Origin of the sequence: Legionella santicrucis (assembly GCF_001468135.1) — a bacterium.
GTDB classification, from domain to species: Bacteria; Pseudomonadota; Gammaproteobacteria; order Legionellales; family Legionellaceae; genus Legionella; species Legionella santicrucis.
Map to the genome: position 1 here is coordinate 21,072 of NZ_LNYU01000006.1, position 15,192 is coordinate 36,263.

Sequence of the window (15,192 nt, forward strand, 5' to 3'; positions counted from 1 at the left end):
TTCTTTAAACTCCTGGAGAATATAAAGCAGAGACATGTCAGTTTTTGTCAGCATCATTCAATAAGCTTGAGAAATATGATGGATAGTACGCCATTTTTTTAAAAGGGATTGCCTGCGTTCTGGATATTTTTGGTCTGTAATCGACAATCGAAGTATCCTATCCGTTCTGAAATGACGAAAATCTTGCCTTAACTCACACCATGCAACCATAAGCCGCAGCTCATCAAAAAAGCCTATAGCGACAGGCCACAGTATTCGTAACGAATAATTATTTTGTAAATCCTGGTATTCTAATTCTACTTTTCGCTCTAACCGAATGGCTTTACGAATGAGAATAAGATCAACATCTTTACTTTCAATACATTTTCCCGGAGGGACTAAGAGTCCCGAAGTTTCCAGTTGTCGTTTTAACTCATCAGGAAGAATGGCTGAAATTTTCGCAAGCACATTTTGGGCAGCAAGTTTAAGTTGTGTATCAGCACGTTGGACAACCCACCGTGCTCCTAATACCATTGCTTCAATCTCATCATCTGAAAACATTAAGGGCGGTAACATAAACCCTGGTTTAAGCACGTAACCAATACCAGGTTCTCCTTCAATCGGTGCACCAAAGGATTGCAAAGTAACAATATCTCTGTAAAGAGTACGCAGGCTAATACCTAATTCTTCAGAAAGACTCTTACCACTAACTGGCAGTCGATGGCGTCGTAATATTTGAATTAAATCGAATAGGCGTTCTGTTCGTGACATTATTGCGCTACATACTACTGCTAAATTATGGCGGTAGTATAACATAAGAACTCATTTTAATTTTTTGGTAAACCATAAAATAAGCTCATCATCTAAAGGATAAACTTCCCCAGGCACAGTTGGTTTATAGCCATAAGTAACTCCTAAACCATCGGGACAATAGCCGCATTTCACATAAAGCCGCTGTGCCTGCCCGTATCCTCCATCAAAACCCGCATATAAACCAACCCCAATACCTACGATGTCATGTTGTACAGCAGCTTTTTCTTCAGCTACTTTTAGCAAAGTACTCCCTACACCTTGTTTCCTAAAAGAAGGCAATACATTTAAATCCATAATTTCAGGAATTTTTTGATGAGCAAACGGTTCATATTGAGACATCCATTTTAGAGTCACGTACCCCCCAATTTGGTCTTGAAAATAAGCTAACCATATTACCCGTTCAGACCGCTGCTGTTCTTGATAATAAGTTTCAAACAGTGACGCATGTTTTTGCCAGTTTGCTTTCTGAAACGCATCGACAAGAATGGGAATATCAATTAATTCTAATGACTTAATAACTATTTCATGCTGAATCATAATCTTTTCCCCACAGCGGTATCTCGATCATCACCTTTATAGCCATCAGGATCATCAAATGGCATATCAATATATCCATTATTTCTATAAAATTTAAGCGCATCAGGCGAGGATTCTACATGCACACTTTGATAACCTTGATTTTTGAGCCATTTTTCGCATAAAGATAAAAATTGGCTACCGTATAAATGATTTCTTTTTACCTTATCAATAACAATAATGCGTAAAGCAGCCCGCTCTTTTGACCATAATTGCACATGGGCGTAACCTATGATTTCAATCCCTTGATATAAAACAAAATGAACATGAGCATCATGTGTAAAAGTCCAAGTATAAGGATCAGAAAGCCCTGCTTTATCAAAAAAATAAAATTGTCTTAAATGGCGTGCCGTATTCCATTCGCGCGTTGTTAACGCCTGAACCATTCTTAATCCATTAAAACCTGCTTTTTCATCTATTGTTGTAATAAAATCCTCTTTACCCAAACAATAGGCGGTGATGTCATTAGGATATTGGTGTGCCAAATCTTGTTTTAAACACGCATAGGCATTCCTATCCTCTGGATGTGTCCTCATCCAATCCCTAAATTTTAAATGCCGTTCGATTTCAGGATTGCCAAGCTCAAAAACATGGGCGTGATGTGTTCTTTGATTGCCTCCTTTTTGGAAATAACGGCGAAAAGGAATACCGTATTCTCCCTTTGCTTCATAGCCAAGCATTTCCATACTGGGATTGGCACTATCCACTTTGTTAATATCCAAAACAACAGGAATCATATCGATGACTGGTTTTGCAGCTAAACCAGGCACTGATGTTGACCCTATATGATAAATTTCAATACAATTATCACCTAAAACTTTTTTAATCCGCTCTGCTTCCTGTAAAAAATGCATAGGCCAATGAGCATCATAAGAACGCACTTCGATGAGTCGTTGCTCTTGCTTATCTGACATAGTTTACTCTCTCTTGAATAGGCTGAACTATTTCATGAACAAATTACAGTGAGTTCTTAATAGGTATCGTCAATGAATACATTGTTTTCCAAGTTCAGCTTTAGTTAGTGTTCACTCCCCATTACTTAAAGATTCTTTATCATCATCCTCTTTATCCGGCAAAAAACCACCTACCTGGGCATCCCATAAAGTTTTGTATAAACCACCAAGCTTTAGTAATTCAGTATGTGTACCGTCTTCAACAATATGTCCCTTATCAAATACTAAAATACGATCCATATGGAGAAGGGTTGATAAACGATGAGCAATAACCAAAGTTGTTTTTCCCTGCATTAACTCCCAAAGACTCTCTTGAATATTAGATTCAGTGATGGAATCCAGCTGTGAGGTAGCTTCATCCAACATTAAAATCGGAGCATTTTTTAATAGTGCGCGAGCAATTGCAATGCGTTGGCGCTGCCCCCCTGAAAGCTTAATTCCGCGCTCGCCGACCAAAGTATCATAACCTTCTGACAAAAGACTTATGAACTCATGAGCATGTGCTTTTTGGGAAGCAATAATCACTTCTTCATCAGCAGCCTCCAATCTTCCATAACGTAGATTATCCATTAAGCTGCGATGAAAAAGCGTTGGGTCTTGTGGAATCATCGCAATGGTTCGTCTTAGACTTTCTTGAGTCACTGCGGATATGTCTTGATCATCAATCAGAATTTGACCGTCCACGACATCATAAAGTCGTAAAATCAAATTCACAAACGTTGATTTGCCACTCCCTGAATACCCTACCAAACCAACCTTCTGACCTGCTTCAATCGTCACGGACTTATTTTGAAAAAGAGAATACCCACCGTGGTAATGAAATTTAACCTTGGAAAACTCAATTTTCCCCTGAGTCACTATTAATTGAGAAGCCTTATTGTTATCTTTAATTTCATGGGGTATCACTAATGCCTTTAAACTTTGTCTAGCCTTACCCAATGCTTGGTTAAACTGATCTACTTGATACATGGTGTACCACATCATATGGCCTAACTCCATAGACAGCCCAAGAATCAAAGCAAAATCACCTATACTCACAAGACCTTTGCCATACAAGTGGATTAAAGCAAAAGAAGCAAACCCCATCATCACCGCAATCATTCCACCTTGTGCACAACATAACAAAACAATAAAAAGTTCCTTTTTTTGAAATGCCTGTTGCACCAAATGAAAAAAGCGATTCATCCGCCCTATTTCATATTTTCTTTGGGAAAAAATACGTACGTTGGACTGGTTAGCTAAGCTATCTACTAATTGTCCAGATAGCTGGGATTCAGAACTTGCATGGTCATCAGACAATTGGACTAACCGTGCTGACATCCAAATACTAAATGAAGCAAAAGTAATAAACCAAAATAATAAAATATAAAAGAACCATGCATTCACAGAATAAGCTGTAATAAATGACACAACCAACAGTGAGGCGCCACGAAGAAAATCCACAGACACTCGATGCAAAATAATCTCGAGATTCTCAGCAAGTGTTTTAATTTGATCAGCGATCCGTCCTGATAAATTATCTTGAAAAAATTGCGTACTTCCTCCCAACACATACTCAAAAGTTTGGCTAATAATTTGGTTTTTAATACGTGCTTCATATTTATAGTTCAAAAAACCAAGCGTTCGCCAGGTCACGTTGTCAAAAACAATAAAGTTCAACACCAATAATCCTGCTATCCAATATAAAGAAGACATGTCTGTATTCGTTTTTACTGCTAAAGTATTGATGAACGATTTAATTAACAAGCTATTAAATGGCCCCCAAAATCCCGCGAATAAGGCAACCAAGATAAATAAAATAACTACAGCTTTATACGGTCTTAAAAAATGCCAAATAAAACTGCCTAAATGATTTGGCAAATAATTAGTATTCATAGTTCATTACCTCTATGTGTATCATTAAAACGATGTATTTTGCCTTGATAAATTTGATACTTAGTTTCAATGTGAATGGATTCTAAAAAGTCATGATCATGGGATATAACGAGCATTGCCCCTGGGAAGTCATGTAATACCTCAATAATATGAGTGCGTGTTTCTAGATCTACATTGTTAGTAATCTCATCTAAAATAAGTAATTTAGGAGGACTTGCAGCAATTAATGCCAAAGAGAGCCTTGCCTTTTCACCTCCTGAAAGATTTTTGACCTTGATTTCTACCTCTTCATTTTTGCGAAATAAAAAATCATTTAAATGTACCCGAATTTCAGTATGAGAAGCATGCGGCATTTTGCATCTCGTTAAATCTAATACAGTTTCTTCGGAATTTAAATGCTGATAATGCTGATCGAGGTATCCTAAAATTGTGCAGTTAGGCACAACCCACTCACCCGTTCTATTAATTTGAGGAGATCCCAATATCGCTTTGACAAAAGTTGACTTACCTGACGCATTATCCCCATACAATGCAACCCGTTCACAGCCACTAAGATGAAAATTAATATCATCCAGAATCCTATTCCCATCCTCATAGCCAATAGAAGCGTCTTGGATTCTTATTAAAGGTTTATGATACTCCAAACCGTTTAATTTAAATTTGTGCTTAATCAGCTCAGGTTGATAAAGTGAGGAACGTTCTTCTAGCAAGTGTTGTTTCTTATGGTTAATATGACTTAGCCTTTTATCTCCAGTCGTAATGGCCTTAGCTAATTTAGTATGAGAACGAATCGTTGGCCATTTACGTTGCGCTATTTTCTTTTCACCTTGAATACGCGAACGTTTAGTACGTTCTTGTTCTTTCATTAATGCAAGATGCATTTCCTTCTTTTGGCACACAAGTTTTGCTAATTCTTGATCGATGGATGTTTTTCGCTCAGTAAGCAAGCGCTGATAATCCAAATAATCGCCTTTAAAGGCAGTGATTTTTCCTGGCTCAATATGCCATAGGGTATTTGTAACCGCATTGATTAACTCTATATCATGAGAAGCAATAATGAGTGTTCCAGGATAATGTGCGAGCATGCGCATTAAAGAGCGACGATTGCGATAATCAAGATGATTTGTGGGTTCATCTAACAAAAGTACATTAGCATTTTCGGATAAAATTCTTGTCAATAACTGGTTTAGCTTTTGGCCGCCACTTAAGGTTGGAAAACTTTCAATCACTTGCGGTAAATAGCCGAAATGAACATCTTGTGGCACCTTAATGTCACCTTGAGAAGGCAAACAAAGACCACAAAGCATCTTTAATAATGTTGATTTCCCTGATCCATTACGACCAATCAATGTAATGCGATCACCAAAATGGATTTCATCACTAAAGGCTTCAAAACAGGTTTTGTGTGGATAGATAAGACTTATGTCTTTAAGTTGAATCGATTTATGGTGCATGATTTACTCTTAAGCATGTCTTTTAGGACAGTAAAAAAAACAGAAAGTCAAAAATGACTTAGTGCACTTTGCCCTATAGATGGGCTACTTAAGATGTAATTTTCATGACGTTATAACCTACTTTTATGATGGGTAAAAAAATACAATTATTATTTTAAATTAAAACAATACAAAATATCAAGATTATAATCCAATTTTTTTATCTCGACTTACTCTTTACATCACAAAAATTTAATTACAAAAATTATTTGTTATTGATGCGATAAAATTTGCACATAACGCCATGACCTAATTCCTCCTTATAATAAGTCATATTACATTTTTCCATGACTCGTTGAGACGCTTTATGCTCTAAAGGTGCAAATGCGATAATATATTCTGAATCAATATGATTCTTGCTCCAATCAAGTAAGGCATTCAGTACTTCAGAAGCATATCCCTTCCCCCAAAACTTGCGGGCAAGCAAATAACCTACTTCTATTTCTCCCGTTTCCAGGGGACCAAAACCACATCTTCCCATAAACTCTTGGGTTAATTTATTCCAAATCACAAAGCATGGAAGTCCATGTTCCCGATAAAAAGCCATAAACTCTTTGATTCTTCGTTGCGATTGTTCCCGAGTTTGTACACCATCTGGGAAAAATTTTCGCACTTCTGCATCCATATTAAGTGCAGCGATGTGATCGAGATCCGTTTCGTTCATTAAACGTAAAATCATTCTTGGTGTTTCAAGTTGAAGTTGTATCTGCTCGTAATAACGATTAATGAACAACTCTTTAAACCCAATTCTTTGATAGATGCTTAATCCTGTCATTGAGGCTTCTAAAAAGCACTTGGTTATATGGAGTGTTTTAGCAAAGTCTATTGCCGCATGAATCAGTTGTGTTGCATAACCTTTCTTTTGATAAGCTGGAATTGTAGCAAGATCATCAATGCGTGCATGCTGACCACAGAGAGATAAAGAAAGAGAGCATACGGGTTCATCCTCTATAAAACCTGAAAAATGATATAATTTTGCACTGGAGGCAGCTGCAAGCTCATGTTTTTTTCTATAAGCATCGGTTATCTCCATTGTTGATTCAAAACCATAAAGCAATGGAAGGCTCCAGACACTTAAATCACTAACCATTTCTTTAATCACTAACGAGGACTCAAACTTTGGAAATACCATCGAATCGATTAAAGCCTCCATAGCAACCCCTTTTTCAGTGTACTCAAAATGAAGCGATTGCAAAGGCTTTTCCAGTTCAGGCTGATACAAATACTCTGGAAGTACTAAAGACCACGATAATTGTTTTGGGGTATAGAAAGAATGACACTGAAATAAAGTCTTTAAAAATTGCTCGTCTATTTCCTTCACAATGACAGGATTCAAATGCGAAGTAGGCACCCCCGTAGCGAACGCAACCATTTGACCATAATCAGCTTGAGCATCACTAATCAAGGAAAAAAAATGATGCTCGGCCTGACGAAATTCATGAAACTTAACCATCATCACTTTGCTTGGACGTAATTATAATGAAATTTGATTATATATCCTTTATCAAATTAATAATATTTTTGTTTTCGTAGATAAATCCCACTGTGTCAATTACTTGATTATTGTCATAATGACAACGCTCAATGGATCTCTATTTAAAAATAACAGATGCAACCCGTGCTGTAGGAATATTATCAATGAGCTCTTTTCAGATAAGCGCTTTCGCATGATCACTATCAAAAACCTCCTTGAGATCCATAATTTTTCCAGCTGGAATATGTTCACGATGTAAAATTTTGAGAAGTTTCTCGCTTTGGAACTTCTCAGCTTGTGCCGCAATGAGTGAAGCAAGTCGCTCTCGATTTTTTACTCTATTTTGATTGTTGCTAAACTCCTCTTTTTCCGGAAGATCTTTGAGGCCTAAAACCGTACATAATTTTTTAAAATGCCGATCAGAACCTATTGCAAAGATTATATGAGCTCCATCTGCGGTACGGAACAATTCACCATATGGGGCAATGTTTGGATGTAGGGAACCGATACGTTTTGGTATCTGTCCCCTCATTAAGTAATTAGATGCTTGATTCATGAGACTACTAATGGCTGCATCATAAAGAGAAATAGTAACCACTTTACCTTTCCCGTTTTTTTCTCGCGCATAGAGTGCAAGAAGAATAGCTTCTTTCAAATGATGAGCAGCAAGCACATCAATTAGAGCAACCGGCATCTTAACTGGACCACTATCATAAGTACCATTCATCGACATAAAACCACATTCGCCTTGAAGAACAAGATCATAGGCTACGCGATCACTGTCATCACCGTAACCATTTATTTTTCCAATGATAAGACGCGGGTTAATATCAAGCAGATGCTCGTCTTGTAGTCTCAGCTTTATTTCATCTCCTTTTTTAAAATTCATAATTAAAATATCGGCTTCTAAAATCAGATTAAGAAAACAGATATAGTCTTCTTCTTTTGTGAGATCTAAAAACAGGTACTCCTTCCTAAAATTAACGCTTGCAAAATAAGCTGAAATTTCAGAATTAGGATCTTCATCCGGAAGCTTCCATGTTCTAGTAATATCTTTATAAACGGGATGTTCGATTTTAACAACAGAAGCACCTAACTCAGCAAAAAAAGTGGCTACAGATGGGCCAGCGAGAACCGAACTCAGATCAATTACTTTTAAGCCCTTTAGCATAGATTTAATTTTCCAAACAAGACATCAATTATATTACGGTTTTTTTATCATGAATTTTATTGAATTTAAAATAGAATAATTAGCTTAAATAACTTAATATTATAAAATTGATGTAGAAAAATATATTATTAAAAATTAATCGCTAATTCTGAAGCTCATTGAGAGTTCTAAATGTCTATATCTCTATTTTTAGTGGTACAAATTATATGCATAGTAACGGGCATTATCTTTCTTTTCATTGCGTTTAATATGCTTAGGCCCAGAGAAAAAGAACAAAAGCTCATTCAAGATCAATTTTTATTTTATTTAATCCTAGGACTGTTTCTCATCTTCTTTACTTTTTTACTAGAGTATATTGGATGAAAAATTCACTACCTTTTCAACATTTATTTGATGAGCAAATTACTATGAAACAGGTCGTATCATGAGAACAATAACCTACCTCAAACACCATTCAGACACTATTCCAGATCTTGCCCAAATTTGGCATGAAGAACTAGGACAAATTTGGATCCCTGATGTACCTATTTCAGATGTAGAAGATAATTTACACAATCATTTAAACACAGAACAATTACCAATTACTTTCGTTGCTTTTGATGAACAGAAGCCTATTGGCATGTGTTCATTACGAGTCAACGATGGTATTCGTCCTGAGTTAACGCCATGGCTCGGTTCTTTAGTGGTTTCGAAAGCGTACCAAAAACAAGGTATTGCAAAACAGCTTATTGATAAAACCAAAGAGAAAGCACAAACATTAGGTTTCAAAAATCTATATCTTTTCGCTCTTGATCCAACGATCCCTGAATATTACACGCGTCTTGGTTGGCGCAAAATTGGAACGGATAAATTTAAAGAACATTCTGTAACGGTTATGGAAATAATACTGTAAAAATTTATCACGAAGTCAACCCCTCGAATCAGACATACATAGAAAATCAGAATCTTATTTTCGGATAACTGCTAAGGTTTAATTAATATTTTTGCATTATAATTATTCAACCAACCGTTTATTAGAAAAAGAAATATTTCCAATTAAGACATTGGGCAAAAACCCGCATACTCACCATTTTTCTTGCTATATGTCATTAAGTACGGAAGAAGCAATGAAGCTTCACATTCCTGACAAAATAGATCCCTTGCTCCAGGCCAGGCAATTATGCCAATTACGACAAAAATATGGCTGGCCAAATTTTTCATTTCCGGTTGTTGATATACGTTCCGCTAAGAATGAGAAAGGGGAAGTCAATTATTTTATTTATTATGAAGTACCCGATGATTTGAAAGAGAAAGACAAGAGCCTGCAAATTGAATTTCTTCAAGATTTACTCAAATTAAAATATGGTTTTAAAGACATTGAGTTTACGATTCATTCTTTTGGACATTTTCCAGTTTGTCCTAAATACGTCGATAGACCATTTTATCTAAGCAAAGACTTACCGACTATTCTACCAGGTGGCGATTGTCAAATTGAACCCGATTATCGTAAAGGAATTGGAATAGAAAGTGGTATCGAGCGTGCCAATTTTTTATTTAATACTGCTCATCTTATCAACAAAGGAATTGAGTTTTCCTTTGAAAATTACTACATGCAAGTAGCTCGGTATGTCAGTTATCATGGTAACCTGATTGAAAAATTTTATTTGCAAAGACAAGAGAACATTACTCACTCTTCGCTTGAACAAGCAAAGAAAATCCTTTGCTCAGCCTCAGAAACCGCTGAAAAAATGGAAGATATAACATCTATCGCAAGCGAATTAAAACTTTTAGGCAATGAGCTTTTTAAAAAACCTAATTATCAAAGTGCCTTAGAGTGTTATCTTGCGGCCATCCAGTTGCATCAGAAAACAAAGACACTGACGATGGATTTTATCACGTTACATTCCAATGCTTGTCAAGCCTGTTTAAAGTTAAATGACAATGAGAAATGTATTATCTTAGCCAATGAAGGGATTAAAGCTTATACAGAAATGAAAGGCGAAGAAAAAGATGTTCTTTTCAAATTATTATTCCGTAAAGCCTCTGCACTCAATGAAATCATTAAGGGTCTTGATGTCAAGACTCAAAGGAAAGAGCTGGATGAGCTATTGAAAGATCTGACCGAGACATGCGACTTTATGCAGAAAAATTTAAGTGAAAATAATGCAATTTTTGTGAAACAAATTCAATCTAAAATTGAAAACATCTCCAAAAAGCTTCCTCCAGAAGAAGTGAGCAAAATTGAATATATTTAGCTTTAAATTGGTAGTATTCTGCCAGATTTTACCTGGATCCGCTCGGGCTGAAGAGGCGTTTACGCGTCTCAGCTTGAACGGATCGTAATAGAAACTGGTTGTAATTACATCCTTATCCCAAACCCACGTTAATTTTTAAGAATCCAAAATACTTTTAAGCCAGACTTTTGCTTGAAAACTGACCTTATCATCATTTAAAGCAATTTCGTATATAGCATTTTTGCGCGAAATATCTTCACCATACATATCCACAAGCATTTCATTCCAAAGAGCTAATACGGTTGAAGAGGATTTTTTTCCTACTTGCTCAAGAATCCCATAAATCCGATCGCTCCAGTATGCATCCATCGCTTTATCCATCCATGATACAATTTCTGATGTCAATCCAACCTCATCAAGACCTTTTCCTTCTCCAAAACCCTTTTCAAATTTCTTGGTTCTTAAATGGGCATATTTTTTTCCATATACTCCATTAACCCAATCCATAATCTTTTTTCCCAACTCAATACCTAACGTTGAACCAGGATCTTGTTTCAGATTATTTTTCACCGCCTCTACTAACTGATGCCAATTGTTTTCAAAAGCTTCTTTTTGCTCAAGCGTTGTATTCGCTTTTAGTTCTTTTTCAAACTCAACGTACTGTTTTAGTTCATCAGGAGTAAATATTTCCTTAACCCAATTATGTTCCATATGCTCCGTCATTTTATACACCTCTATCAATTGAATAATGGTTTCCCATGGAATGGATTGATTGGCATCAACAGAATCAATAATGCATCTCAAAGTCTTGGCTCCCTCAAGTAAAACAGCTGCTTTTTGTTCCAGTACTTGAATTTGACTGTTAAAATGCTTGAACGCCCTACTTTCTTCAATAAGTAGGGTTTTAATTTGTGACAACTCAAAACCAAAAAACTTCAACGCAATAATCTGTTGTAATTTCAATAAATCCTTCTCAGAGTAAACACGATACCCATTAGCGCGTCGCAATGAAGGCGTAAGTAGACCTATACGATCATAGTGATGCAGTGTCTGCACTGAAACACCAGTTAATTTACTTAAGTCCTTTACGAACCATTGAGTCATCATGCTCCCTCCTTAAATATAAAGTTAAGGTATATAGCCACAATAGGGTCAAGCATCTTTCACGCTTTTTGTGTCGAACTCGTGTTAATTATTTTTCCAATTCATTAATCAAGTAAAATAATTGAATCAGTGCTTCATTTCGCGCTTTTAAACCCGCAAAGCTCTCTTTGCAGTCTGTAATATGGTTGACAAATGTAACTTTGCGATTATCTTTTTCAATCCACCCCACAAACCACCCTTGTCGTAAAGATAGTTTTTGATTTTTGTCTTTTGTTAACTGTTCACCAGTTCCAGTTTTTCCATACAGTTTCCAACCACCAGCTAATTCTTGGATGTACAGAATGTCTTTGGTCATGTCAAAAGCCCTTTGACTCACAGGTAATTTTCCAGTGATCATTTTTTGCAGAAATTGCATCTGTTCCGTGGGCGAGATGACAAGCGAACTTGAAAGCCAGGCATGAGTTAATCCATTATTCTGACCTTTGTCACCCGAAACATCCTCATTTCCATAATGAAAAGCATCAACATATTCCTTAAATCGTTTCATGCCTAATTGTTGCGTGAGCACTTGAGAATACCAAACGCAAGAATCTCTCATCCAATTATGTGGATTTTGAGGATATTTCCATACATTGAGATAAAGTTCATACTCTTTTTTGTAGGGCCATTCAGGATGAAAAGCATCTTTTAATATTCCTGCATCAAAACCCATAAGGCTCAAGGCAATTTTAAAAGTTGATTGTGGTGCATAGCGTTGATCACAATCATCCCCTTTTTGTTTTAATACAGTTTGATTTTCTCTTGCTAAAAAACAGGTTTTTTGCGCCCAAGCACTGACACAAAATAACAGTGTCATACCTAGAAGTACACTTATTTTTTTCATAACAACTCCAACACTATTTTCAATTCATAGTGATATGGATACAGCAAAAATACCGTACCCATAAACAGCTTCTCGATTCATCCTATTTCAGACCGTTAATCGCGACTTTACGAAAAACAGGGGCTGCCAATTCACCACCAGAAGTCAATAGCTCCCCGTTTTTATTCAAGTGACCTTCTTCAATCACAACCACCATAGCATAACGTGGGGAATCAGCAGGTACATACCCAGCAAACAAAGCAAAATGTTTCTCATTATTTTCGATCACTGTTCCGGTCTTCCCTGCTACAGCAATCCCAGGAATTAGCGCAAATTTCCCAGTACCATTGGCAACAGCGTTTTCAAGCATATGATTAATTGATTTTGTGGTCGACTCTGAAATTACAGGTGTATCTGCTTTATTAAATGGATAACCGTTATGAGCAAGAATGGCATAGGATTTTGTTAACGATTCAATTGTGACAGGTATATTTTCTCCGAGTGACGCCATGGCAAGTTGTAAGTCATCACTTTGATTTGCTTGCCACCAACTGTCCATGTCAAAACCGAATTCAGTGAGTTTTTGACGGATTACTGGTGCTCCAGCCTCTTGAGAAACTTTGATAAGACAAACATTAATCGATTTTTCAATTGCTTCCGTCAATGAAGCAGAATTCACATTAGGATTATAGTTGGTGAATTTTTTATCTTCTATATAATAAGGTGAGTGACAATCGTAACTCTTTGTTTCAGAACTTACACCTGCATCAATGGCTGCGGCTGCAATAAATGGTTTTATAGTTGAACCGGGTGAAAAAATACGAGACATCCAACTTTTATTTTTATTATTGCTTGATTCAGCAAATGCGATGATAGCGCCGGTTTTTGGATCAGCTATTGCAATAACTCCAGATTTAGCGTGATATTGTTTGACTGCTGCGTTAATCTCTTTCATTGCAATTTTTTGCATTTTAGGATCTAAATGAGAAGTATCCACTGCCTTTACCTTGGTACTGGTCAAAGAGCCTGCTGCTGAATAGGCGACACATATAGGTGCTAAAATAGAAAACCCTGCAAATGCTATTCCTACTAATAAAGATTTAGATGCATTGGGCGGATAAGACGATAACATTGAAATTCTCCTTATGATAAAAGTACAGTCTTCGTTTTTTTTGTCCAAAGCCATACCCACCGTGCATGCAATTTTTCGGTTAGAAGACAAAGAACATTGAGATGCTGTCTGCACTACATCAAACAGACAGTGGCCATAGTCATATGGTGAAATTTTTGGGTGGCCAACCAATACTTCATCACATGAAAATTCTTGTAATTCGCATAAAACCCTGCGCCATCGCGTAACACCTGGATTTGCAAAGAAAATAATAGATAAGACCTCAATAAAATAGGCCCATAAGCAATCACCATTACGATGGTGTTGTCCCTCATGAGCGATCGCAATTTGCACATTTTTAGAAGAGGAAAATAAGGATACTGGTAATACTATATAAGCTTTATTTAATAAAAATACTGAAAAAGGAATGTGACAGCAGTGAGAGACTTTAATAACCAGATTGCCAGAGGTTCGATAAGGTATTGCCTCGGCTATCATGACTCTTAAATGATATAAACCTAACCATAGGCGATAGCCCCGAATAAAAATGAGCAAACAAAATATTATCAAAAAAAGTTGGAGATAATTGATGTTGCCCATTGTAAAAGCAGATGCTGACTCCCGAATAACGTTTGAGGATTTTGCCTTTAATATAGGTTGCTTTACGTATTCTTGCACCGCATCAAATGATACATAGTTAAATCGTTCCATTTTTTGAGTAGTATTTATACATTGAACAATAAAGGGGGAAACGACACAACTTACTAATAAAAAACGCGCCAGTTTCAATTTAAAGGAGGGTTGATTCGTTAACCAACGAGTTCCAATGATCCATGAACTAACCCAAAGTAAGCAATGGATACTCAATAAGATTTCAATGAATAACATTACTGTTCCTCTGTTTGTTTTTCAGCAGTAATTAATTGTTTCAGCGCTTCTTCTATAGCGTGAATGTCATTGTCTTGTAACTTCTTGGCCATCAATAGTCTTTGCACAAGCGCTACTGGCTCACCATCAAAAACATTAGCGACCATATGTTCAATACATCTGCTTTCATACTCAGACTTCGTCACAATAGGGACAAAAATATGAGCATAAGAGTTTTTTTGGCATTCCAAAAACCCTTTTTGTTCAAGTACTTTTACTACTGTTGCTACAGTGGTATATGCTAAAGGCCTTTCTTTAGATAAATGTGAAACAACTTCTTTAATCGTTACTTTATTAAGACTCCAAATGATATTCATTAATTCAAGTTCTACCTCGGTAAGGAGACGATCATGAGCAAAAGTGTGTGGTCCTTTTTTTGGGGACATTATTTTCTCCAGAAAATAAAATACAGATACTCTACTATTTTTCTAGTAGATCCTACTATAAAAATAGTAGGATTGAAATAGATTTATAGAAGAAATAATGGAGTCTTCTAGTTTAGTAACTTCCTCTCACACCCTTGTTGCAGCAATGCAATACCAATTCAATACAGTCCCAAGCTTTGGTTAAAATGAAACAAATGATCATTTATTTAACAACTAGGTTTGACGATGATCAGCTTATGAACCACACTTAAAAAA

The 15,192-nt window shown here is 36.3% G+C and carries 13 protein-coding genes; 2 read left to right on the top strand and 11 right to left on the bottom strand.

The window, feature by feature from the left end:
- Positions 1-57 precede the first annotated feature (57 nt).
- From Lsan_RS01295 to Lsan_RS01325, 7 genes are all read right to left on the bottom strand, one after another.
- Positions 58-750: a helix-turn-helix transcriptional regulator gene (locus Lsan_RS01295; protein ID WP_058512809.1), complete on the bottom strand. Its 693-nt coding sequence runs from the start codon at positions 748-750 to the stop codon at positions 58-60.
- Positions 751-801: 51 nt separating this feature from the next.
- Positions 802-1,329, bottom strand: a complete 528-nt coding sequence (locus Lsan_RS01300) for a GNAT family N-acetyltransferase (RefSeq protein WP_058512738.1) — start codon at positions 1,327-1,329, stop codon at positions 802-804.
- On the bottom strand, positions 1,326-2,282 hold the full coding sequence (locus tag Lsan_RS01305) for a bifunctional GrpB family protein/GNAT family N-acetyltransferase (RefSeq protein WP_058512739.1): 957 nt from the start codon (positions 2,280-2,282) through the stop codon (positions 1,326-1,328). Before Lsan_RS01305 ends, Lsan_RS01300 begins: the two co-directional genes overlap by 4 nt.
- Positions 2,283-2,393: 111 nt before the next feature.
- The gene (locus Lsan_RS01310) at positions 2,394-4,196 is read right to left on the bottom strand and encodes an ABC transporter ATP-binding protein (protein WP_058512740.1); all 1,803 of its coding nucleotides are present in this window, start codon (positions 4,194-4,196) and stop codon (positions 2,394-2,396) included.
- Complete coding sequence (locus tag Lsan_RS01315) at positions 4,193-5,650, bottom strand: ATP-binding cassette domain-containing protein (protein ID WP_058512741.1); 1,458 nt, start codon at positions 5,648-5,650, stop codon at positions 4,193-4,195. Before Lsan_RS01315 ends, Lsan_RS01310 begins: the two co-directional genes overlap by 4 nt.
- Before the next feature lie 244 nt (positions 5,651-5,894).
- A complete protein-coding gene (locus Lsan_RS01320; protein WP_058512742.1) occupies positions 5,895-7,145 on the bottom strand; it encodes a GNAT family N-acetyltransferase in 1,251 nt (416 codons plus the stop codon).
- A 193-nt stretch (positions 7,146-7,338) separates the two neighbouring features.
- A complete protein-coding gene (locus tag Lsan_RS01325) occupies positions 7,339-8,334 on the bottom strand; it encodes a CaiB/BaiF CoA transferase family protein (protein ID WP_058512743.1) in 996 nt (331 codons plus the stop codon).
- 424 nt (positions 8,335-8,758) lie between these two features.
- Between Lsan_RS01325 and Lsan_RS01335 the strand changes: the two genes are divergently transcribed.
- Positions 8,759-9,226 (top strand): GNAT family N-acetyltransferase, encoded by a 468-nt coding sequence (locus Lsan_RS01335; protein WP_058512745.1) that lies wholly within the window; start codon positions 8,759-8,761, stop codon positions 9,224-9,226.
- A gap of 214 nt (positions 9,227-9,440) precedes the next feature.
- Positions 9,441-10,568: a hypothetical protein gene (locus Lsan_RS01340; RefSeq protein WP_237762005.1), complete on the top strand. Its 1,128-nt coding sequence runs from the start codon at positions 9,441-9,443 to the stop codon at positions 10,566-10,568.
- Between the two features lie 135 nt (positions 10,569-10,703).
- Here the strand turns inward: Lsan_RS01340 and Lsan_RS01345 are convergent, their stop codons facing one another.
- From Lsan_RS01345 to Lsan_RS01360, 4 genes are all read right to left on the bottom strand, one after another.
- Positions 10,704-11,651 (bottom strand): MerR family transcriptional regulator, encoded by a 948-nt coding sequence (locus Lsan_RS01345; protein ID WP_058512811.1) that lies wholly within the window; start codon positions 11,649-11,651, stop codon positions 10,704-10,706.
- Positions 11,652-11,739: 88 nt separating this feature from the next.
- On the bottom strand, positions 11,740-12,534 hold the full coding sequence (gene blaOXA, locus Lsan_RS01350; protein WP_058512746.1) for a class D beta-lactamase: 795 nt from the start codon (positions 12,532-12,534) through the stop codon (positions 11,740-11,742).
- Positions 12,535-12,616: 82 nt separating this feature from the next.
- Positions 12,617-14,512: a M56 family metallopeptidase gene (locus Lsan_RS01355; RefSeq protein ID WP_058512747.1), complete on the bottom strand. Its 1,896-nt coding sequence runs from the start codon at positions 14,510-14,512 to the stop codon at positions 12,617-12,619.
- A complete protein-coding gene (locus Lsan_RS01360) occupies positions 14,512-14,937 on the bottom strand; it encodes a BlaI/MecI/CopY family transcriptional regulator (RefSeq protein ID WP_058512748.1) in 426 nt (141 codons plus the stop codon). The genes Lsan_RS01355 and Lsan_RS01360 overlap by 1 nt, the downstream gene beginning before the upstream one ends.
- Positions 14,938-15,192 lie beyond the last annotated feature (255 nt).

Excerpts from the sequence above, each read along its gene's own strand:
- Lsan_RS01315 (WP_058512741.1), bottom strand. The coding sequence starts at position 5,650 with ATGCACCATAAATCGATTCAACTTAAAGACATAAGTCTTATCTATCCA.
- Lsan_RS01335 (WP_058512745.1), top strand. The coding sequence starts at position 8,759 with ATGAGAACAATAACCTACCTCAAACACCATTCAGACACTATTCCAGAT.
- Lsan_RS01360 (WP_058512748.1), bottom strand. The coding sequence starts at position 14,937 with ATGTCCCCAAAAAAAGGACCACACACTTTTGCTCATGATCGTCTCCTT.
- Lsan_RS01295 (WP_058512809.1), bottom strand. The coding sequence starts at position 750 with ATGTCACGAACAGAACGCCTATTCGATTTAATTCAAATATTACGACGC.
- Lsan_RS01305 (WP_058512739.1), bottom strand. The coding sequence starts at position 2,282 with ATGTCAGATAAGCAAGAGCAACGACTCATCGAAGTGCGTTCTTATGAT.
- Lsan_RS01325 (WP_058512743.1), bottom strand. The coding sequence starts at position 8,334 with ATGCTAAAGGGCTTAAAAGTAATTGATCTGAGTTCGGTTCTCGCTGGC.
- blaOXA (WP_058512746.1), bottom strand. The coding sequence starts at position 12,534 with ATGAAAAAAATAAGTGTACTTCTAGGTATGACACTGTTATTTTGTGTC.
- Lsan_RS01340 (WP_237762005.1), top strand. The coding sequence starts at position 9,441 with ATGAAGCTTCACATTCCTGACAAAATAGATCCCTTGCTCCAGGCCAGG.
- Lsan_RS01300 (WP_058512738.1), bottom strand. The coding sequence starts at position 1,329 with ATGATTCAGCATGAAATAGTTATTAAGTCATTAGAATTAATTGATATT.
- Lsan_RS01310 (WP_058512740.1), bottom strand. The coding sequence starts at position 4,196 with ATGAATACTAATTATTTGCCAAATCATTTAGGCAGTTTTATTTGGCAT.
- Lsan_RS01345 (WP_058512811.1), bottom strand. The coding sequence starts at position 11,651 with ATGACTCAATGGTTCGTAAAGGACTTAAGTAAATTAACTGGTGTTTCA.
- Lsan_RS01320 (WP_058512742.1), bottom strand. The coding sequence starts at position 7,145 with ATGATGGTTAAGTTTCATGAATTTCGTCAGGCCGAGCATCATTTTTTT.
- Lsan_RS01355 (WP_058512747.1), bottom strand. The coding sequence starts at position 14,512 with ATGTTATTCATTGAAATCTTATTGAGTATCCATTGCTTACTTTGGGTT.